Origin of the sequence: Janthinobacterium sp. CG_23.4 (assembly GCF_029892305.1) — a bacterium.
GTDB lineage: Bacteria > Pseudomonadota > Gammaproteobacteria > Burkholderiales > Burkholderiaceae_D > Janthinobacterium > Janthinobacterium lividum_D.
The window spans coordinates 2,177,567-2,198,372 of sequence record NZ_JARXUX010000001.1; the positions used below are offsets into that span (position 1 = coordinate 2,177,567).

At 59.0% G+C, this 20,806-nt stretch carries 17 protein-coding genes and 2 pseudogenes; 17 read left to right on the forward strand and 2 right to left on the reverse strand.

The window, feature by feature from the left end; genetic code table 11:
* The first annotated feature begins 76 nt into the window (after positions 1 to 76).
* The 8 genes from H4V96_RS09865 to H4V96_RS09900 all read left to right on the forward strand — a co-directional run bounded on the left by H4V96_RS09865 (position 77) and on the right by H4V96_RS09900 (position 7,673).
* Positions 77 to 490: a hypothetical protein gene (locus H4V96_RS09865; protein WP_196856668.1), complete on the forward strand. Its 414-nt coding sequence runs from the start codon at positions 77 to 79 to the stop codon at positions 488 to 490.
* Entirely contained in the window at positions 487 to 1,437 is a 951-nt protein-coding gene (locus H4V96_RS09870; RefSeq protein WP_196856667.1) for an IS3 family transposase, read from the forward strand. Before H4V96_RS09865 ends, H4V96_RS09870 begins: the two co-directional genes overlap by 4 nt.
* A gap of 236 nt (positions 1,438 to 1,673) precedes the next feature.
* Complete coding sequence (locus H4V96_RS09875) at positions 1,674 to 2,126, forward strand: AraC family transcriptional regulator ligand-binding domain-containing protein (protein ID WP_280720896.1); 453 nt, start codon at positions 1,674 to 1,676, stop codon at positions 2,124 to 2,126.
* A complete protein-coding gene (locus H4V96_RS09880) occupies positions 2,113 to 2,604 on the forward strand; it encodes an AraC family transcriptional regulator (protein WP_280720897.1) in 492 nt (163 codons plus the stop codon). Before H4V96_RS09875 ends, H4V96_RS09880 begins: the two co-directional genes overlap by 14 nt.
* Before the next feature lie 226 nt (positions 2,605 to 2,830).
* Complete coding sequence (locus tag H4V96_RS09885) at positions 2,831 to 4,225, forward strand: class I SAM-dependent methyltransferase (RefSeq protein WP_196856666.1); 1,395 nt, start codon at positions 2,831 to 2,833, stop codon at positions 4,223 to 4,225.
* A complete protein-coding gene (locus tag H4V96_RS09890) occupies positions 4,225 to 5,583 on the forward strand; it encodes a HAMP domain-containing sensor histidine kinase (RefSeq protein WP_010397842.1) in 1,359 nt (452 codons plus the stop codon). Before H4V96_RS09885 ends, H4V96_RS09890 begins: the two co-directional genes overlap by 1 nt.
* Positions 5,570 to 6,667, forward strand: coding sequence for a hybrid sensor histidine kinase/response regulator (locus tag H4V96_RS09895; protein ID WP_196856665.1), 1,098 nt, complete (start codon positions 5,570 to 5,572; stop codon positions 6,665 to 6,667). Before H4V96_RS09890 ends, H4V96_RS09895 begins: the two co-directional genes overlap by 14 nt.
* Positions 6,660 to 7,673, forward strand: coding sequence for a response regulator (locus H4V96_RS09900; protein WP_196856664.1), 1,014 nt, complete (start codon positions 6,660 to 6,662; stop codon positions 7,671 to 7,673). Before H4V96_RS09895 ends, H4V96_RS09900 begins: the two co-directional genes overlap by 8 nt.
* Positions 7,674 to 7,746: 73 nt before the next feature.
* On the opposite strand, the gene H4V96_RS09905 is transcribed toward H4V96_RS09900, so the two are convergent.
* Positions 7,747 to 8,274: an SRPBCC family protein gene (locus H4V96_RS09905; RefSeq protein WP_196856663.1), complete on the reverse strand. Its 528-nt coding sequence runs from the start codon at positions 8,272 to 8,274 to the stop codon at positions 7,747 to 7,749.
* Positions 8,275 to 8,501: 227 nt separating this feature from the next.
* Here H4V96_RS09905 and H4V96_RS09910 point away from each other — a divergent pair.
* The 9 genes and pseudogenes from H4V96_RS09910 to H4V96_RS09950 all read left to right on the forward strand — a co-directional run.
* Positions 8,502 to 8,864, forward strand: a pseudogene (locus tag H4V96_RS09910) (DNA/RNA non-specific endonuclease); the annotation flags it as partial.
* Positions 8,865 to 8,967: 103 nt separating this feature from the next.
* Positions 8,968 to 9,828: a DNA/RNA non-specific endonuclease gene (locus H4V96_RS09915; protein ID WP_280720898.1), complete on the forward strand. Its 861-nt coding sequence runs from the start codon at positions 8,968 to 8,970 to the stop codon at positions 9,826 to 9,828.
* 22 nt (positions 9,829 to 9,850) lie between these two features.
* Complete coding sequence (gmtY, locus tag H4V96_RS09920; protein WP_280721181.1) at positions 9,851 to 11,233, forward strand: gamma-mobile-trio recombinase GmtY; 1,383 nt, start codon at positions 9,851 to 9,853, stop codon at positions 11,231 to 11,233.
* Complete coding sequence (locus tag H4V96_RS09925) at positions 11,230 to 14,292, forward strand: VPA1269 family protein (protein ID WP_280720899.1); 3,063 nt, start codon at positions 11,230 to 11,232, stop codon at positions 14,290 to 14,292. The genes gmtY and H4V96_RS09925 overlap by 4 nt, the downstream gene beginning before the upstream one ends.
* Positions 14,289 to 14,987, forward strand: coding sequence for a gamma-mobile-trio protein GmtX (gmtX, locus tag H4V96_RS09930; protein WP_280720900.1), 699 nt, complete (start codon positions 14,289 to 14,291; stop codon positions 14,985 to 14,987). The genes H4V96_RS09925 and gmtX overlap by 4 nt, the downstream gene beginning before the upstream one ends.
* Before the next feature lie 113 nt (positions 14,988 to 15,100).
* Complete coding sequence (locus tag H4V96_RS09935) at positions 15,101 to 15,478, forward strand: hypothetical protein (RefSeq protein ID WP_280720901.1); 378 nt, start codon at positions 15,101 to 15,103, stop codon at positions 15,476 to 15,478.
* Positions 15,479 to 15,509: 31 nt separating this feature from the next.
* Positions 15,510 to 16,709: a DUF559 domain-containing protein gene (locus tag H4V96_RS09940; RefSeq protein WP_280720902.1), complete on the forward strand. Its 1,200-nt coding sequence runs from the start codon at positions 15,510 to 15,512 to the stop codon at positions 16,707 to 16,709.
* A gap of 356 nt (positions 16,710 to 17,065) precedes the next feature.
* A pseudogene (locus H4V96_RS09945) lies at positions 17,066 to 17,494 on the forward strand (DNA/RNA non-specific endonuclease); the annotation flags it as partial.
* A 21-nt stretch (positions 17,495 to 17,515) separates the two neighbouring features.
* Positions 17,516 to 17,770 (forward strand): hypothetical protein, encoded by a 255-nt coding sequence (locus H4V96_RS09950; protein WP_010397849.1) that lies wholly within the window; start codon positions 17,516 to 17,518, stop codon positions 17,768 to 17,770.
* 117 nt (positions 17,771 to 17,887) lie between these two features.
* Here H4V96_RS09950 and H4V96_RS09955 read toward each other — a convergent pair whose 3' ends face one another.
* Entirely contained in the window at positions 17,888 to 20,776 is a 2,889-nt protein-coding gene (locus H4V96_RS09955; RefSeq protein ID WP_280720903.1) for a pitrilysin family protein, read from the reverse strand.
* Positions 20,777 to 20,806 lie beyond the last annotated feature (30 nt).

The following is a 20,806-nucleotide window of genomic DNA, read 5'->3' on the forward strand; positions in this document are numbered from 1 at the left end:
TTTATTTGTGCAACAAAGCCCTTGAGACCGCCCACTTAGTCAAATGGGTGCGCCGCATAACAAGCCTGTGGCTGCAGTGGCACAGCTCACCGGAGTGCCGGAAGCTACGCTGTACCTGTGGCGCAAGCAGGCACGCGAGCAAGGCCGCGCGGTGGCCGGCGATGGGCAAAATCCCGAGCAATGGAGTTCCTCCGACAAGTTTGCGGTGGTGCTGGAGGCGGCCCCGCTGAACGCGGCTGAATTGGCGGCGTACTGCCGTCGCAAGGGATTGCTGGTGGAGCAGCTGGAACGCTGGCGCACTGAAGTCCACACGGCCTTATCTGCTGGACAGAGCCGAGCTGGCGCCACCGAACGGGCGACGGACAAAAAACGCATCCGCGAACTGGAAAGGGATTTGCGCCGCAAGGAGAAGGCATTGGCCGAGACGGCGGCACTGCTGGTGCTGTCCCGAAAGTACGAAGCGCTGTGGACAGACGGCGAGGACGCATGATTGCGTTGCCGCAGCGCCAGGAGTTGGTCGCCGATATTGAGCAAGCCTGCCAGGATGGCGCCCCTCTTGGTTTGGCCTGTGCCGAACTGGGTTTGAGTGCGCGCACCGTCGCACGCTGGCGCCGCACGGGCGAGGTCCAAGCCGATGCGAGACCGACGGCGGTGCGACCGGTGCCGGCGCACAAGCTGAGCGGGCAAGAACGCCAGCGCGTGCTCGACGTCTGTCACCAGGCGCGCTTCGCCGACTTGCCACCGGCGCAAATCGTGCCGCGTCTGGCCGACGAGGGAACCTATCTGGCGTCCGAATCGACGTTCTATCGCATACTGCGTGCTGCGCAAAAACAGCAGCATCGCGGCCGCGCCAAGGCGCCCCAGACCACCGAGCCGCAGCGCCACGTGGCCCACGGCCCCAACGAGGTGTGGAGCTGGGACGTGACGTATCTGCCCAGCCAGGTGCGCGGCATGTTCTTCTATCTGTACGCCGTCATCGACCTGTTCAGCCGCAAGCTGGTCGCATGGGAGGTGCATGCGCACGAGAGCGGCGACGAGGCGGCCGCGTTGATGGAACGGGCTTGCTGGCGCGAACGCCGCCCCCACAGCAAGCCGCTGGTCCTGCACGCCGACAATTGCGCGGCGCAAAAGGCGCACACGCTCAAGTCCAAGCTGGAGACGCTGGGCATCACGCCGTCGCACAGCCGCCCCGGCGTCTCTGACGACAACGCACATATCGAAGCCTGGTTCCGCACTTGCAAGTACGCGCCGGGCTACCCGCCGCATGGATTCGAGGACATCGACCTGGCGCGGCAATGGGTGCTGAAATTCGTCACTTGGTATAACGGCGAGCATTTGCATAGCGGCCTCTCCTTCGTGACACCAGAACAGCGCCACAGCGGCGTAGCCGACGCCGTTCTGCGGCAGCGGCGCGAGGTCTACGCGCAGGCGCGGTAGCGCCATCCGTTGCGCTGGAAACGGCCGCCACGCGCGTGGCAGGTAGCCGACGAGGTTTGGCTTAACCCGCCGTCCAAACTTGACCAGCGCCACGCCGCATGACCTGCTGAGGAAAGGACAAAATCGACGCATTCTAAAATAGATTTATGTGACAACTATCTTGACGTGTACCGGCCCATCATCAGCCTGCGCTGGTACTCGATTACGCGCGTAGCCGCGAGCTGGCCACGGCACCGTTGCTCAAGGGCACGGGCCTCGATGGTGCTGCGCTGCCATCGGCGGAAAGCCAGGTCAGCGCCGTCCAATACCTGCAATTGCTGGCCAACGTGGCGCGCGGCCTGGACAGTGCCGACACCAGCTTCATGCTGGGCCAGCAAATGCTGCCCGGTCATTACGGCGCCGCCAGCCATGCCTTGTTGCAGGCGCAGAATCTGCGCCAGGCCTTGGGCATCCTGTGCGCCTTTCATACCTTGCTGTGTCCGTTGCTGCAGCCCCGCTTGCGTGCGGCGGGCGAGTTGCAGGTGCTGTACTGGACCGATGCGTTCGGCGCACTAAGCCAGCTGCCTTTTTTGGTGGAAATGCACATGACGGCGCTGGCCGCCATGTGCCGCTGGCTGGCTGGCCGGCGAGGCGCTGCCTTGGCGCTTTTGCTTCAACCGTGCGCGGCCGCGTCACGTGGAACAGCATGAAGTGCACCTGGGCCAGGCGCTGCGTTTCGATTGCCAGGTCGATGCCATGCTCATCGATTCGGGCTGGCTCGACAAGCACTGGCCGCGCGGCAATGCCACGGCGGCCGCGCTGGCCCTGCGCTCGGCGGCAATGGCGCCCGTGCCCGCCGCCAGCCTGCCAGGCGCGTTGTACGACTATCTGCTGGCCAATATCGGCTGCGCCCCCACGCTGGAGCGCACGGCGCAGCAGTTTGGCGTCAGTCCAGCCACCTTCAAGCGCCACCTGGCGCGCCACGGCACGCATTTCCAGGCCGAACTGGACCAGGTGCGCGCGCACAAGGCCATCTATCTGTTCCATGTGCATGGCTACGACAACGATGGCGTGGCCGCTTACCTTGGCTTTCATGATGCGACCAACTTTCGCCGCTCGTTCAAGCGCTGGACCGGGCAAACGCCGCAACTGTTGCGTCATGCGCTGGCGCTGTTCGTAGCCGGTTAAGCTGAAGCGGGCGCGTCGCGTGCCTAAGCCGCAGACAGTTGTTGTAGAGGGAACAATTGCCCGTTCTACCACATCCATAGTACACTCGATCAGAGAGCGAACAGACGCGCTTTGAGGCGCTCAGGCACAGCGGCAGACGATCGGTGTGCCGTGCCTTAACCCAGCCTGGAAATTGGCGCGACCAGCGTGGTGCGCCGTGAACCGGGCAACTTGATAATGCTCAATCGTGTATTCACAATCGCAGATCGATCCAGTCGTCAGTTTCCGTAACACCCAGGGTGAGGCCGTGCGCGGCACGATGGTTAACTTGCAGCGCAATTCTCTGGTCATGGAAATCTACAATCCCTACTCGATTGTGCAGGTCAGCGAGATGCTCAATGACGTGACGGTACGCATGGGGGCGAAGAACGCCTACGTGGGCAAGGCCGTCGTCATCAGCAGTGTCAATACTGGCCTGACCGCCATCGTTTCGGTAACCCTGATCGATGAGTGGCGCGAGTTGAGCGACGTGGTGGTGGTCAAGGGCGCCGTAGCGAAAGAATCGAGCGCCTTTGTCGCCGGCTGGGGCGAGCGCTTCCGCATCCGCCGCGATTATCAGATCGTCGTCAACGAAATGCGCGCCTTTCTGACGGAAGTGGCGCGCTGGGTCGAGCAGGTCGATTTGTCCGACTCGCTGCCGAAGGAAAACGGCCGCCTGCGCGCCGATATCTTCGATGAACTGGCCTTGCCGCTGATGGAGCAAACCCAGCTGTACTTGCGCCAGCTCGAGGTGGAAGCCTCGCTCGTCGAGGAAGAGCGGGCGCCGGCCCACCGCGCGTTCGCCCAGGCGGCGTTGCACCCGTTGATCCTGCGCGCACCGTTCGTCTTTCGCACGTACACAAAACCGCTAGGCTATGCAGGTGACTATCAGATGGTCAACCAGTTGTTGGACGATCCGCGCCAGGGGCCGAGCACCTACTTCCAGATCGTCAATGCGGTATTTTTGCAGGCGGCCGTGGCCACGGCGCACCGCAACCGCATCGATATCCTGACGCAATTCCTGGAGCAAAAGGCGCGCGCGGCGCGTGCCGCCGGGCGCGTCTACAGGGTGCTCAACGTGGGCTGCGGCCCGGCCATTGAGGTGCAGCGTTTTATCGAAGCCTGCCCCGATGCGCAGTGGTTGGCCTTCGAGCTGGTCGACTTCAGCAGCGAGACGCTGGACTGGACGCGCGCGCGCCTGAGCAGCATCATGCAGCGCACGGGACGCGTGGTGGCTATCGATTATGTGCACGATTCCGTGCATAAGCTGCTCAAGCGCCGCCATGGCTCGGGCGGCACGGGCTCGCCCGGCAGTTACGATGCGGTGTATTGCGCCGGCCTGTTCGATTACCTGTCCGACAAGGTCTGTGCGCGCCTGATGCTGCACTTCGCTTCGCGCCTGCGACCAGGCGGGCGCTTGCTGGTGACGAATGTGCACGCTGACAATCCGGGCAAGTTTGGCATGGAGCATTTGCTGGAGTGGCATTTGATCTATCGCGATGAAGCGGGCTTGTCGGCCTTGTTGCCCGAACATGCGACGCAGCCGAAAATTTATGTCGACGCCACCGGTGTCAATGTCTTTGCGGAAGTGAGCATTCCTTGATGGATACGCCAGCCCTGCACGCCGGCTACGCCGCTGTTTTGCGCGAATTCCGCCTGGAATTTAGCCGCGGCGGGGCTTACACGGGCATCATGCTGATCCTGCTCGGCATGGGTCTCGATTCGGCCCTGTATCCGGACCAGCAGTCGGTCTTCACCGGTGCGCGCATCGTCGTGTCGGCGCTGATCTTTTGCGTCGTGCTTGCCATGCGCACGCGCTGGGGGCAAGAGCGCATCGAGGGACTGACTTTTGTGTGGCTGATCCTGCCGCAAATCATGATCGCCTCGATGATCGCGGTCACCGAAGGCGCCACTTCCATCTACTATGTGGGCATGACCCTGGCGATCTATTCGTCCGGCATCGTGCTGGCGTTTGGCTTGTGGCAAAACATGGTTTTCGGCGTCATTTCCTGCCTGTTGTACGTGGCCGCCTGCGCCTGGCATGCAGGCGGCTTCGACTTGCCGGGGACGTTTGTCGTCAACTGTTTATTTCTCATCATGTCGGCCAGCGTCAGCGCCGTGTTTACCCATTTCAATGAGCGCGCTCGCTTCATGCTGTTCCAGCTGAAGGCGGAAGTGGCGCAAAAGAACACGCAACTGGAAGAAACCAATAAAAGCCTAGCCGATATCAAGGGGCAGATGCTGCAGCAGGAGAAAATGGCCGCCATCGGCACCCTGGCCGCCGGCATGCTGCATGAAGTGAACAATCCCGTCAATTTCTGCATGATGGCCATCGAAATAGCCATCGAAGACCCGGCTGCCCGGCAAAGTGCGTTGGTGAGTGAGTGCCTGGCCGACGCCAAGCAGGGCATGCTGCGCGTGCAGCACATCGTTTCCGACTTGAAGACCTTCGCTTACCGCAAGAGTGGCGACCAGCTCGAAACGGGCCACTTCCAGTTTCGCAGCGCGCTCGATGCGGCCATCCGCCTGGTGGGGCATGAAACGAAGAATGTCAGCATCAGCCACGACTTGCCTGCCGACACCTTGGTGCGCGGCGACGAGGCGGCCATCGTCGGCGTGCTGATCAATTTGCTGGGCAATGCCGTGCTGTCCATGCGCAAGGGCAATGTGCCGCCGTTCGAGATCCGCATCACGGCCCGTTGGGATGACAAGCGCCTGCGCATCAGTGTGCGCGACAACGGTCCCGGCATTGCTGCGCAAGACCTGGCGCGCGTGTTCGAACCCTTCTTCACGACGCGCGAAGTGGGGCAGGGCTTGGGCTTGGGCCTGAGCATCAGCTATGGCGTGATCGAGCGCCACGGCGGCACCCTCAGCGCCGAAAGCGAGCTGGGCCAATGGGCCAGCATGAATTTCGACTTGCAGCGCTCTGACTGGGAGGGCTGTCAGCATGCACAACGATAGCCGCGCCAGCGTGCTGTATGTGGATGACGAAGCGCTCGCTTGCAAATACTTCGAGCGCAGCCTCGGTCCCCGCTATCGCGTGCTGACGGCGCAGAGCGTCAATGCGGCACTGTTTGTGCTGGCAGACAAGGGTATCCACATCGACGTACTCGTCACCGATTACCGCATGCCGGGACGCCTTGGCAGCGAGTTGCTGCAGGAAGTGGCGCAGCGTTATCCGCACATCGTGTGCATGCTGGTGACGGCGTACGCGGACAAGGACGTGCTGCTCGAATTGATCAACGGCGGCACGCTATTTCGCCTGCTGGAAAAGCCGCTCGACTTGTCCGCCATGCAAACGGCGCTGCAGCTGGCCGTGCAGACGGGACGCGAGCGTGTCGCGCGCCGCCAGGCGCTGGTGGCGATGGAGGAGTCGCTGGCCTTCCTGGCGCATGAATTGAACACGCCGCTGGCAGCCGTCGCCAATTTTGCGCGCGGCATCGCCCGGCGTACGCAGGCGCACGCCGCAGTGCAAGCGGAAATCGGCGAAGCGGCCATCTTGATGCACGACAATGCGCGTTATTGCCTGTCCGTGCTGGCCAGCTTTGTCGACACGCTGCGCCTGGCCAGCGCCGGGCCCGGCATGCAAGGCGGGCGCAGCGCGGGCAGCGCGCGTCAACTGCTGGCTACCTTGCTTGACAGCTATCCTTTGAACACGGCCCAGCGCGCCGCCATTACGCTCGAACAAGGCGAGGATTTCGCCATTGCCGAGTCGCCCAATTGCGTCGCGCTCATCGTCTCGTCCGTGCTGGCGAACGCCTTGCGCTCGGTTGCAGAGAAAGCGCATCCTGCGATCAGCATCGGCATCGATGCGGGGCGCATCACGGTGCGCGACAATGGCGCCGGCATCGCCCCGAAAATTGTGGCGCAGCTCTTGAACGACCCTATCGGTGCCAGCGGCGACGAAAGCAAGGGCTGGGGCATGGTGTTTTGTCAGCGCATGATGCAATCGTTCGGCGGCAACCTCGATATCGCCACCGAGTCTGGCAGTGCCACCACGGTGACCCTGAATTTCCCCGTACACATAAGGAGCGAGCATGACTGAGACCCATCTGCGTTTACCGGCTCAGCGTGAGCCGGTGCAAGGCTTGCCGACGATACTCTATGTCGATGACGAAGCGAACGCCCTCAAATACTTCCAGCGTGCCATTGCGCCGCTGGCCAACGTGCTGACAGCGAGCTCGGTCGAGGAGGGCAAACGCATCCTCGACGAGCACGCCGAGCGCATCGCCGTGCTGGTGTCGGACCAGCGCATGCCTGGCGCCTACGGCAATGAGTTGCTGTCATATGCCTGGGACCGTCATCCGCATATCGTGCGCATTTTGACCACCGCGTATTCTGAACTGGAGCACACTGTGGAAGCCGTCAACCAGGGGCAGATCCACCGCTACATCCAGAAACCATGGGATATCGCGGCCCTGCGCATGGAGTTGAAACAAACGCTGGAACTGGCGCGGCTGCGCAATGAACATGCCCAATTACTGCGCGAAAAACTGATGGTGCGCCAGCGGCAAGTCGTCGCCAACCGCATCGGCACCCTGTATGCGCTGTGCGCCAGCCTGGCTGGTGCGGAGCAGCAGCTGCCCGTGGAGGCGTATCTGTCGGCGGCCTTGACGGCCGGCGTCACGCCGCCCGAGCCGGACTGGCTACTGATGGATTATGCCGACCTGGTCAGTTCGGAAGCCTTCCGCAGTACCGCCTTTGCCGCCACCGTGCGCCTGCAGCTCGACACGCTTGAGCGCGAGCATCCGGGGCGCGGCGTGGAGCAAACCATCGACATGCTGTTGCCCGTGTTTGGTGCTGCTCTGCAACAACAGGGCGGCACGGCGCTGTTCCTCGATGCACGCCTGCTGACGCAATTCCTGGAGTCGCCCACCACCATGCCCGTCTCATCCATCCACGCATTCTGGCTGGCCAGCTTGCTGTGGCTGGCGCGGCGCGGCTGGTCCCTGCAGCTGAGCAAGACGGAACTCGGCCTGCAAGGCAAGGTGGTGCAGGCTGAACCGGCGCTTACGCCCGATCATCTGGCCGCCTGGATAGAGCAGTTCTGAGCGGACCTGAGCACAAGGGGGCGGCCTAAAAAACAGGGCCGCGTGACTCCTGTTTCTGCCGCTAGCGGGCGCCTCAGCGCTCCGCCGCCGCCTTCAGATTATTCAAGCCCTTTTCAAAATCCTTGCCGATCATCGTGTCCATGCTGACGAAAACCATCATGACCTTGCTGACGTAAGGGCTGGGGCCAGTCATGGTCCAGTTCACCCTGGTGCCGTCACCCTCGGTTGCCATGCTGAAGGTAGTGGTGTTGTGGCTTTCGAATGGTTTCTGGAAGTCGAGCTTGATGACAGTGCGCGTGGGCTGGGCCGCTTCCGTGATTTCCATGCGGCCGGCACCCACCTTGTCATTGCCTTGCCATGCATATTGCGCGCCCAGGCCACTGGCCGTGCCCATAAAGGTGCGGCGCATGGCTGGATCGAGCTTTTCCCATGGCGACCAGGCAGCCCAGTAATGAAAGTCCGTGATCAGGGCGGCGATTTTATCGGGCGGGGCCTTGATGACAATTTCGCGCTCGACACTGAAGGTGTCGGGCTTGGTGGTGGCATAGCCGAGGATGGCGGCGACGACGACAACGATCAGCAGCAGGGTTTTTTTGATCATATGCTCTCCAAGTGTTGAATGGTCGATGCGAATAAATCAAGACAATCTTAGCAGATATGAATAGTAGTGCGCAGCCGCTTGACCTATATTTGCGCCAGCTGCGTGCAGCGCCGCATGCACGCCCGTTGCCTCTCGCACACAGGCGCGCACGCCAGCTTTGTGCGCATTGGTGGTGAAGGCCGGCGTCCGCTAGAATGCTGGCCTGCAAAGATTTCATTTAAGGAAATATGATTCAACGATCGATCGCCAGGCTGACCCTGGCGTGCGGCTTGCTAGCCTGCGCTTTTGCCGCCAACCTGGCGCATGCCGATGCCTGTCCGGCCCATTATGTCGATGGCCGCAAGCCGGAAATCACCAACCCGAAGCTGGACGTGGCGACGCAAGAACTGTGCTACAAGGTGTTTGGCGTGATGCATTCGGGGCTGACGCGCACGCCCTTGTGGTCGGCCGAGCACTTGACGGCGAACAAGCTGGAAGCGGCGCATGATCTGTCGCGCGAGAATTCCTTCCATGCCGAACCCAAGCTGCCCGCCGCCCAGCGCGCAGAATTGGCCGATTATGCGCGCAGCGGCTTCGACCGCGGCCACATGCAACACCCGGCCCAAACCATACTCAACCCCTAACTACAACGAGTTGCATTGAGTAGACATACTCAATGTGATATACTCATCAAAATTCTAGGAGCTCACCCCCATGAACCTGCGTAAAGTTGTAGCAGGGCTAGCTGCCCTCTCTGTAGCATTTATTGGCATCGCAAATGACCGTGGCCTGCTGGACTTCGGTGTTCCACAGGAAAAGAAAGAGCGCTACGTTGGTACCACTAGCCAAGCTGAAGCGCTTGCCCTTTACTCCGCCAAGCAACGCCGGAATTCCTTTGAAGCATGTGCTGACCAGTTTCCTAGCAATAAGCTCCTCGACATAGCATACTTCACGACCACATTGAAGCCGATGGCATTGTGCTCGAACGACTTCGCTGTGCTCTATTCCCAGACCAGCAAGACCCCTCTGGTTGTCGTAGAGCGACTGTCTGCGGCGCGCCTGCTGGATGCCAAAGGCGAAGTGCGCACCAATGACTTCTTTGCTGACCCACGTATCCCTGCGAACGGCCGAGCTGAGCTGAATGACTACCGTAGCCAGCAACCGGCGGTAGATAGAGGCCACATGGCGCCTGCTGCTGACTCTCCTGACCAGATGGCAATGTCGCAGTCTTTCGCCCTTTCGAACATGGTCCCACAAGACCCGAATTCGAATCGTAAGAATTGGAACAAAGTGGAGCAGGACACCCGTAAATTTGCCCTTCGGGCACAGGGCAATGTGTTCGTGTTCTCTGGTCCGATTTTCGACCCAGGGCACGAAACTGTCGGCAAAAGCAAGGTCTGGAAACCTACTCGCCTTTTCAAACTGGTCTATGACGAAGCGACGGGGCGTGCTTGGGCCTATGTACTGCCTAACGCGGAATCCCGCATTGAGCGCCCTATAGACTACGCGACCTTTGTGAGGACCACAGACCTGAACTTGTTGGATGGCCTGCGCATTACCGGTACTATTTTGTAATCATGACGAGTAAGTCCTCTTGATGATTTACACGGAAACGGTCCTCGTTCAAGACAAAATCCGTGCTGATGCGCCCACGGTGTTACTTATAGTGGGCGTTTCTCCTTTTGAGCAGTTGCTTGAGTTCTTCAGGGAGAAGTGTGTATCGCTGACCACAGAGCGCACCTATGCCCAGGCGGCCGGGAGGTTCATCGAATGGTTATCAGTACGTGCGGAGGAATTTAAAGAGACGTCGAAACGAAGCTTGCTCTACACGGCCTTTGTCCATGATGTACGGTTCGGCACCTACCGAGACGGGAAGGACGTCTGCGGGCTTAACTGGCAACCAACCAGTCAACAAAATTTAAAGCGGTTGTCCCAGGCCTTGTTGGAATTCTGTGATTGGCTCAGCCGTCGATACGGTACGACGATGTTGAATCCAATCCACCACCAAGCCTCCTTCGCGGACCAGCTAATATTCTGGCGGAAGTGGAACAAGCAAAAGGTGGGCTCTCTGCTGGCCCATACAAAGAGCCGCTCAAAAGCGTCGGCTAACGCCCATATGGCCCGTCGGACAAATCTACCTCGTGACCACAATGGCCTACTTCAAGAGGCCAAGGCGTTTCCTGCGGAGCGGCTGGATGACCTACTCTGGAAGGGCTTTATCAACCCAGGACAGGGACATGACCCTCGCCCTTGGGTAAGGTATAACCTGCGGGACATTCTCATCTCCCTGCTCTGTGGCTATGGCGGCTGCCGAGCCTCTGAACCCCTTCACCTCTGGGTGGATGACGTCTTCGTAGACCCCGACGACCCCGAGCTGGCGCTCGTCCTGGTGCATGAGCCCAGTGACGGCTTCGCCGAATACACCGACGCTCTAACTGGCACCCGGCGCAAAACTACCCGCGCCGATTTTTTGCAGCGTTTCTGTGGTGGCCGCCGGCCGCTTACACAGGAAACAGGGCGCCGGCACGCAGGATGGAAGGGCGGTCTGCTGACTAGCCGGGAACGCAAGGCATTCCAGGTATTCTGGATTGACAAGAACGCAGGCCGCATCTTCTTGAAATTGTGGCGCATGTATATCCAACATGTTCGCCCGGTGACGCCACAGGTACCTTGGGCATTTCTTACCAAGGACAGTCAACCTCTTGGGGTGGAAGGCTTTGACGACTCCTTCAGGGCGGCTGTGCGCCGTATTGGCTTAACACCCGCCAAGTGGTCGGGAACGTCGAGCCACGGCCTACGGCATCGCTACGGACAATGGCTTAACGAGCTGGGCTTGGGCGATAAGGAAGGCCAGGTGGCCATGCACCATCTGAATGCGAAGAGCCAGGAAGTTTATCGCCAAATGGGCGTAGCTAGCGTCGCCGCCGCCATCGGCAAGCTCTCCGTGGCAACGCTCCCTCTTTTCAAGGAAACTGTATGACCCCAATTTGCCAAGTCGACCAGTTCACAACCGTTTTCAGCGACCTGACCGGGCACACCATCTATATCAACAACTCCCTAGACCAGTTTTTGGTCTCTCCTGGCCCCGTACGCAGCGATGTGGCCGAAATTGCTACCCAGTGGCTTGCGAAGGTGGACGCAATTCGACCAGAACACAGGCCTTCGCCGGGCCTGCGCAAGGCAGTAGCAGCCTTGGTCGAATGCCAGACCCGCGAAGAGGTAGCAGCCTCTTTGCAGGTGGTGCTGGTCACTGAATTTCAGGATAGGCTCACCACCAGTTCGATAGCCCGCTCTCAACGCTTCTTGGTGGAACTGATGTTGCAACTGTGGTCCTGTGGTGCGGTGGCCTGGCCTGCAAAGGAGCAACGACCATTCAGTTCCCCCTCGCTGAAGCTGGATAACCCTGGATTCACGGAGCAACCGCTTTCCTATCTGACCCGGATTCGGTCGTACCTTAATCGTGGCGGTAGTGATGACTCCGCCAACTTCCGCTTCATCCTTGACCACATCCTTGCACGGACAGGAGTGCTTGAAATTGGCGACCTGACGCCAAAGACGTTCTATCTCACAGCGGAACGAAGTCGGCAAGGCAAGATGCGGTCTACGGGCATCCAGGGTGTGCTCAGCGGCCTGCGTGAAGAGCATCACGAGCAGGCCATTGCGTGGGCGCCAGAGGACTTCGGCTTCTTTAAAGCCAAAATGGGACACTTGGCACGGGATGACAAGTTCGGCTGGTTAGTTTTGAAAGACCCGGCGATGGCAGAGTGGGCGCGGTTGGCGATTGAGCACCTGGAAGCCAATCCTGCTAACTTCCGTAAGCGGAAATCGGCAGTAAATAATTTTTTGAAGCACTACCAGGAGCATCCTGAACTGCCGCGAAATCCGGCTGAATATTTCGATATCCGTCGCCGCCCGACTACCCTGTTTGACGTCCCGGGGACGAAAGGGCGGCAGACCATGTCGGTCATCCATGAGTTCATGAACGAAGTGCTGCTCAAGGTATGTGCCCAGCCGGATGATAACGAAACACCTATCCTAATGCCGGGCTTTGCTAACCCGCTACCGCGGGCGATTTACAAGAATGCGAATCAAGGCGAGACGCACCGTGAGGCCATGCCGACCCGGCTGATTAGCTTGGCCATGCATATCCTGACCGAGAATGATTTTGCATGGGCCAAGGAAGCGGGTCGAGATAAGGATACCTTTCGCTGGCTTCACCCCGAAACTGGAGAGTTCGAGACGGTCTGGAGCCCCGTACGTGCCTACGCAATTCGCATCAAACTGTTGCTGCCTGCGCGGGCCTATCAGGTCCGCATGCTGGATAGCGGCGAGGCTGACACCTATCGCTACCTGGGTGATAATCAGTGGAAAACGAATCATGGTAAGCACCATCCACCCATCGGCGGCAAGCCCATAGAGCGGGGAGTATTTCGCCGGTACAAACGAAAGGACGGTAGCGAAGGCGCAGTGTTCTACTTCAACACCAACAAGACTGCGGACATCGAGAACGTGGTCAAGGGCTATGTCATGCCGTGGGAAAAGAAAGACGCTTTGAAACTGCTGGTTGACCTGCGGAACTGGCAGGAGAAATACAATTCGGTCAAAGGGCCAACTGCCTGGCTGGACATCATCGAGCTGAAGAAGGTCAAGCACGCAGATGACCTGGCAAAGATGGGCTCGAACTTCTTTCTGTTTCGTGACCCTGCTAACAAGACTCGCCCTGACCTGCCGGTGACCGACCCGCGAGTGCGCAATCTGTGGCTGAAGCTCATGGATGAGATGGAGCGCCGGCTGGCCAATGCGGGCGAGACCCTGAGCAATGGCGACCCCATCAAACTGATTTTGACTAGGGACCACAATGGCCAGCCGACTTCAGCCACTTTCGACCTCCACGGTTTACGGGTCTCCATCATCACGGCCATGTACGAAGAGGGCGTACCGCCGGAATACCTGATGAGGATTGTCGGCCACGCAACCGTACTGATGACGCTCTACTACACCAAGCTTAATGCCGAAACCTTGAGCCTACGGATGGATGAGGCCTTGCTAGAACGGCAGCGCAAGTCACAAGCGGAGATGGCCGGCTTCATTAAGCGAGCCAGCCGTAAAGAACTGGAGAAGGCGGTAGCTTTCCGGCACCATTCAGCCTTGGATGCCGCAGCCAGCGGTACGGGCGTAGGTTTGCTGGTTATGGACCATGGTATCTGCCCAGTCGCCGCCAAACGCTGTCACGAAGGGCTGGCCGTATCCGACCCCTCAACCGGAACTACCCGCTACCAAGCCGTTCCAGGCGGAGCTACCAACTGTGCTCGCTGCCGATTTTTCATGACAGGCCCCGCCTTCCTCTTCGGATTGGAGGCCCACGTCAATGACCTCGCTTATCGGCTAAAAAAAACGTCCTTCACCTTTGAGAAAGCGCAAGGAAAGTTCGATGCGCTGACCGACGCTCATGCTGCATCCCTTGGAGATGGCGCCCCGTTTCATCGGCAGCGTGAGTTGGAGATTACCGAAACGGCGTTCGAGTCGGCTACTGCAGAGGTGGACCACATCGCATTAAGCTTGCAGGCCGCCTATGCTCTTACCGAACAGTGTATCCGGATTGCCTCACAGGAAAAGGGAGACAACTTGGCGTTGGTTGCCGTGGGCGGTACGGGCCAGCTGGAAGCAGTGCTGTCCGAAGGGCACGAATTTGAGCAGCTCAACCGAATCTGCACGAATGCCGTACTGTTTGATGGCTTGAACATCAACTGGCAGCAGCCCAATCTGGAACGGGCACGGCTTTTCGACCGCATGCTGCGCAACTCTGGCCATGACCCCCGGTTTTCTCTGCTGGACGATGAGGCCGCGCTACAGGTGTCCAACGCCATGGGCCGGTTCCTCTATGCTCGCCTAGATGCCAATACGGTGCACGCTCTGGTAGATGGCCGCACGACGCTGCGGGCCATCGGGCTGGACAAGGCATTTATAGCTCAACTGGAACACTTGAAGCCTAAGACTTTGGACTTCGCCCGAGCAACCCATATTCTGGAACAAGCATGACTACCGAGCTTCAAACCACAGCACCGGACATCCTAAAGGATGCCCGCCAACTGTATCTTGCGCATCGTAGTGCGGCGACGAAGCCGACCAAGGTCGAGAACTTGGAAAAGTTGTGGAAGGTTCTCAACGCCATTCGTGATGACGGAGGCCGGGACTACTCGCTTGCCGAGGTCGGGCGGCGGCTTGAGAAGCTGGCGGGGCCGAAAACCCAAAGCCTTCGGAATTCTCAAGGCGCGCATTACCGGGAAATCATCACGGCTTTCGCCAATGCGGTCAGCGGAGCAACGCGGTATGTTGCCAGAACTAAGTCAAATGTCGAGCAGGCACTGGACCTCATCACGGACCCCAGTATTCGGGCGATTATTCGGGTTGCCCTCGATGACGCCAAGCGATTGAAGGTTGTGAACGACAATTTGCACGCGGCATTCAAGTCCCTTCAGGTCGGAGCAACCCTGCTGCCGCAGGCTGACATCGAGGCCGCTCAACAGCCCCCCACCCCAAAAGAGGCGCCTCATCTGTCGCCCAGGCTGCTAAATGCTATGCGTAAGGGTATCGATACATCCAGGTTGGCCCAACAAAGCCTTCGCATTGGAGAAGATGGCAGCATTGAGAACGAGCACGGCGACAAGCTATTCCCGCCAGCATTCGTACTCGCAATACAGGCTGTGTTGGGTTACAACGGCCAAAATGAATAATTACACAGCCGCATTATTCTATCTTTATTCTGTATCATAGGTTTCTTGGCGGCATAACTCTACCGCTCTATTGATGAGATATGTCAAACGCAACGACTTACAGCGACCTAAAAATGAAAAAAAACATGAAGAAAGCTTGTCTGGTGGCAGTCGCTTCGGCCTGCCTATCCACTGTGACAGTTCGCGCCGAACCCACCGTTGAATCCAGCAAGGCCGCTTTTTATGTTGGACAGGAAGCGATGGTGTGTGGCAGGGTCTACGAGGTCAAGCCGTTCGGCAAGGGAGTTTACATCAATATGGGGGCTCGGTATCCGAATCAGCACATCAGTTTTTTGGTGTGGGACACGGACCGGCCAAAATTCGAGGCTAGGTTTGGCGGACTGTCCGTTTTCCAGGGAGCCGAAGCTTGCGCCCGTGGCCTGATTGAGAACTATAAAAGCACGCTACAGATTAAGGTCGCCAATCCGCAATTCCTGCGCCTGATTAAATGAGCCTATTTGCTCTTAAACGACGAGTTTGTTTATGAACTTTAGTAATTGGCTTGAACGTCACCGAGACAAGTTGGGAAGTGAATACGAAATAATATTCGCCGAGCAAGTCCTTCCGTTAGTGGAGGGCTTGCAGTGCGACGTGGTGAGCCCCCAGTACGCCTTCGTCGACAGCGACGGCAAAAACCGCTATTGCGACTTCATTATCATTGAGTCAGAGGCCGTTCGCGTTGCTATTGAAATTGACGGCTACGACAAGCGGGGTACCGGAACGGGAATGTCGTATGCAGATTTTCTGGATTGGCAGCGACGCCAAGCATCCCTCGCCTCGCAGGGTTGGCCCGTCCTGCGGTTTGCCAATCGGGATGTCCGGGATGAGCCTCATCGATGTGCCAAGCATATCTCCCGTCTGCTTAATCGATTGAGGAAAGCGCAGACTGGACGCGTTGAAATCATCACGACTCAGAGTAAGCTACCTGGGGGCACTGCGGTCCCGGCTAAAGTTGAAAACGCGAAGCTAAGTGCTCATCCAGAAATTCTTCCGTTGTCGCCACCGGAAAGGCCAGAAAGCGCCTTAGCCAGTCGTACGGTTAAACTGCCTGTTGAGCACTTACCAGCAGTCCCCACAAAGAGAAACCATAAGCTTCTCCTCATGGTTGCTCTAACGGTACTTGTCGCTTTAGTACTCTGGCGAAACTCCCCGAGCGTGGCTACCCAAGTCGCCCCAAGCAGTTCGCCCCCGCCTAGATATGTGCCAACAGATGCTCTCCCTGCATACGCATCTCCGGCAAGAACATCTACTCTGGCGGGGGTCCCCGTACCGGTAGGTCCAGTTGGCAACAATGCAGGAAGCGAGAAACCTTCCTACGGCACACTGAATTGCAGAAACCCACTGGATTGGTCATTAGCCAAAAAATACATTGGACAAGTGGTCACTGTCATAGGACCTTTGCTCGCTACCAAGCCGATGCCCAATGTCACGGGAAGCCCGATGTGGTTAGATGTGGGGAGCCTGTATCCCAGCCAGAGTAGGTTGACAGTTGTTGTTTGGGGGAAACACTGGTCAAAATTCGATGCCCGACAATTGAACGCAAAATATTGGTCCGAAACAATATTCGATGAAGTGGGGTATGCCTCAATCTGTATCACGGGCAAAGTTTCTGAATATAAAGGTGTCCCGCAGATTGAACTGCAAGACCCCAGCCAGTTCAAGATAGCATTCCACCAGAATTGAATTGTTACGACCTGAACACGGAGACCTCCTCGAATGACAGCAAACCACCCCTTAAAGACTTCACCAGAGGCTTTTTAGTACGCCGTCGAAAATAGTCTCTCGCACAGTAACGATGATTCACGGCCATCCAACCGACGGGGTCTGTCCCTCAGGCGGAACCCACAATTGGATTCTGGAGCGGTCTCCGTATTGCCTTTGGTAGCACCGATGTGATAGTCACTCTGCACTGCCGCGCTATCGCTTGGACTCCTGGCTCCTTCGGCTTCGCCGAAAGAGCCCAGGCTGCGTACGGTGTAAACCCGGAAATTAGACATTGAAGCACAAAAACTTTGAGTATAGAACTCTGCCGGGTATTTCACATGGCGCCGAACGGCGACATGCCGGACCGCCAGAGCCAGCGCGACAGCTTTACCCTGGCCAATATGGTGCCGCAAGACGCGCGCAACAACCGCTATGTCTGGGCTGGCATCGAAGGCGCCGTGCGCAAGATGGCCAAGAAAGAGGGCGACCTGTACGTGATCACGGGGCCAGCCTTTATTGGCGGTAACTTGCGCAAGGTGGGACGCGTGCTTGTGCCCAGCCACCTGTACAAGGTCGTGTACAGCCCGCGCCAGCGCGCCGGCGCCGCCTATTTCATTGAAAACGTCGATACCAAGGCGTATGAAGTGCTGAGCATTGCGCAACTGGAAGACAGGATAGGCATCGATCTGTTGCCGTCGCTGACGCGCCAGCAAAAGCTGCGCATGCTGCGTTTGCCGAAGGTTAATAGCAAGTCCAACAATTAACACGCTAGAAAAGGAAACCCCATGTGCGCAAAGAAATTCGTCCCGTATGCCAATGAAAGCGATGTGCTCGACATCGGTGGCTTGAATATCGAAAACCGCATCGACCGCATCAGCATCAGCGGTGATATCGACCTGACCCTGGACAAGCCGGGCCTGGCGCTGGCAAAACAGCTGCAAAAACTGCTGGGCGACGTAGTGGCCCAGCTGGAAAAGCAAGCGCTGCCCGACCAGTTGCCCCCGCCCAAGGTGACGTCGGTGGCGAATCCCTTCGAGTGAGGTGGGATGCGGCTGGACGCGCTATGCATTGGCTGTGGCAGGGCGCTCGACAGGCGCGCGTGCTGCGCGCAACCCCATCCGACGGCCTGCATCGGGTGGGGCTGACACAGCACCGGCTTACTTGGCGAATGCCTGCGCCGCCGGCGTCACGGTGACCGCTTCGGGCTTGATGCCCAGCTTCATCGCGCCGATGACCTTGTCTTCATCGAGTAAGGCTTGCGGCTTGTTGCCGTCGTACTTGATGGGAGAAAACGCATCGCTGACGAGTTTTTCTTTCAAGCCGGCCGCATCCTTGGCGACCATCACCACGGACAGGTTCTTTGCCGACAGGTGTTGCTTGATGGCGCGGTTGACGTCAAGCACCGTCAGCTTGGCCAAGCCATCACGCATCAGCTTGGTGAACTCGGGCGTGCCATACCATTGAGAATCGAGCGCATAGCCCAGTTGCTGGTCTTGCGTCGAGGTCATGACAAAGACGTTTTTCATCAGGTAATCGCGCGTGGTGGCGAAATCGTCTTGCGTCAAGCCATTGTCGATGAGCTTGCCCAATTCCGTCAGCGCCACGCGCAGCGCGAAGTGGGCGTTATCGGGCGCCACCGGGCGTATCCAGATTTCGAACAGCTGCGCCTTGCGGCCCAGGTTCGGGTTCGGGAAGAACTGAACCATGCCGCGCGGGAAGGCTTCGATATACGCATAATCGCCATAGTTCATGCCGCGCAGTTCGCGGATGCGCTGGTATAGATAGGAATTCGAGGCGCGGTGTTCGCCCAGCCAGGTCTTCGCCAGCCACAGGGCGGGGAAGTCCGGGTGCGTGCGCGTCACCTCGAGCGGCAGGCCGAACGACATCGCCGTGGCGCGCGTGTTTTTCTCGATGATCTCCACTTCCAGTCCCTGTGCCTTGCGGCCCACAGGTTTTACCGTGGCCGGCAAGCCGGCGCCGGCGGGCAAGCTTGCCAGCGCCTGCGTCAGCGTCGCCGTCATGGCAGCCGAGACGTCACCGGAAATGCCCACCTTGACGGCGCCTTGCGCATACGCGCTTTTCCAGAATTGTTTCACGTCGTCGAGGGTGATGGCGTCGATGCCGGCGAGCGTGCCCAGCACCGGGTGGCCATATGGCGTACCCGCATACACATTCGTTTGCAGGCGCTCCTTGGCGAATTCCTCTTCGTTATTGTCTTTCAGGTCCAGCAACAGCGCGTTGCGCTGCGCATCCTTGAGGCGACGGAAGTCATCTTCGCGAAAACCGGGCGAGAGTAGCAGGGGCAGGGCGATGGCGTTGAACTGCGTCCAGTTATCCCTGTGGATGGAGCCCGTAAAGGTTGTCATTTCCTTGTCCGTTTGCTGGCTGAAACTGCCGGCCAGCGGGAACAGGGTCTGGTTGACTTCGTCGATCTTGCGTTCCGACGAACCACCGGAGGCCACCATGGCGGCCGTCAGCGCGGCCAAGCCTTCCTTGCCTTTGGGGTCTTGCGCGGAACCGGCCGTAAACAGCAGCTTGTAGCGGATTTGCGGCAGCGCAGATTTTTGCACCAAGACGTCGAACTTGGCGTTCAAGGCAGCCGGCAGCAGGCTGGCCAGCTTCGGCGTGGCGGCGATGGCGGCCGCCATCGGCTGGTGCGACAGGGTGGTTACCACCAAGCCGTCATCGGTCAGGTATTTGCGCGCGGCCGCCTGCAGGTCGGCCGGCGTGAGCGTATCGATCAGCCGGTAGTACTGGTTCAGGGTGGCATACGAGCGCTCGAAATGCACGAAGGAAGCCAGGGTGCCGGCGATTTGCTCGGTATTGTCCAGGGTGCGTATCAAGCCATACTTTTCGGCCGACTTGGCGTCCGCCAAGTCTTTTTCGCTCACTGGCGTGTCGCGCAACTGCGCTACCGTGGCCAGGATGGCGTCGCGCACGTAGACGGCGTCATCGATGTTTTTCACGCGCGCGCCCAGCACGGCCAGGGTCGGGTCGACCCGATCCGGCGTCATGTCGAACAATTGGTCGACCTTTTGCTCGTTTTGCACCAAACGTTTATACAGCGGCGAGGTGCGGCCGAACGACAGCGACAGCAGGGTCGCCAACGCCGCTTGATCCTTGTCCTTCACGGAAAACGCGGGTGCGTGGAAACCCACGGCTACCCACGGCAGGGTCGGCGTGGGCCAGGCCACGTGCTTGTAGACGGGGCCGCGCGGTTTCGGCTCCACGGGCACGGCCGCCTGCTGCTTGCCGCGCTGCCAGCTGCTCCAGTATTTTTCCACCAGCGCGATGGCATGCTGCGGCTCGACGTCGCCGGCGATGATGATGGTGCTGCGCTCGGGACGGTACCAGCGGTCGAAGAAGAGCTTCGAATACGCGTACTGGTTCGGCATGTCTTCGATGTCCTGGATAAAACCCATCGTCGTGTGCTTGTAGGTATGCGTGGTGTAGGCGCTGTCGCGCATCACTTCGAACAGTTTCGAGACGGGATTGGCGCTGTTCTTGTTGTATTCGCCGAGCACTGCCCGCGATTCCGTCTTGAACGCGTCTTCCGCGTAATCGAGGTGCTGGAAGCGGTCAGCTTCGACCTTCAGCACGGTTTCCAGGTCTTGCTTGGCAAACGTGGTGTGGTAATTGGTCAAGTCGTCGCTGGTGTAGGCATTCTGGCGCGCGCCGGCGCGGGTGATGACTTCCTGGTATTTCTCGGGCGGATAGGCTTTGGTGCCGCGGAACATCATGTGCTCGAAGAAATGCGCGAAGCCGGACTTGCCCGGCTCGACTTCATTGCGCGAGCCCGTCTGCACGGGAATCTGCAGTGAAACCAGGTTGGGGAAGCCGGTCGGCACGATGATGATTTTCAAGCCGTTGGCCAAGGTTTTTTCGGTCGCCTTGAATGGCAGCAGATCGGTCTTGTTGGCAGAGGCGCTGCTGGCGCTGGCCGGTTTGATGGGCGCGGCGCCCAAGTTCGACGCGGCCATGGCTGACAGCGCCAGGGCGAAAGCGGGTAGGAATGTGGGTAGCAAAGCGGGCATGACTCTTGACACGGGGGGCTCCTTCTTTTGGATGTTATGAAA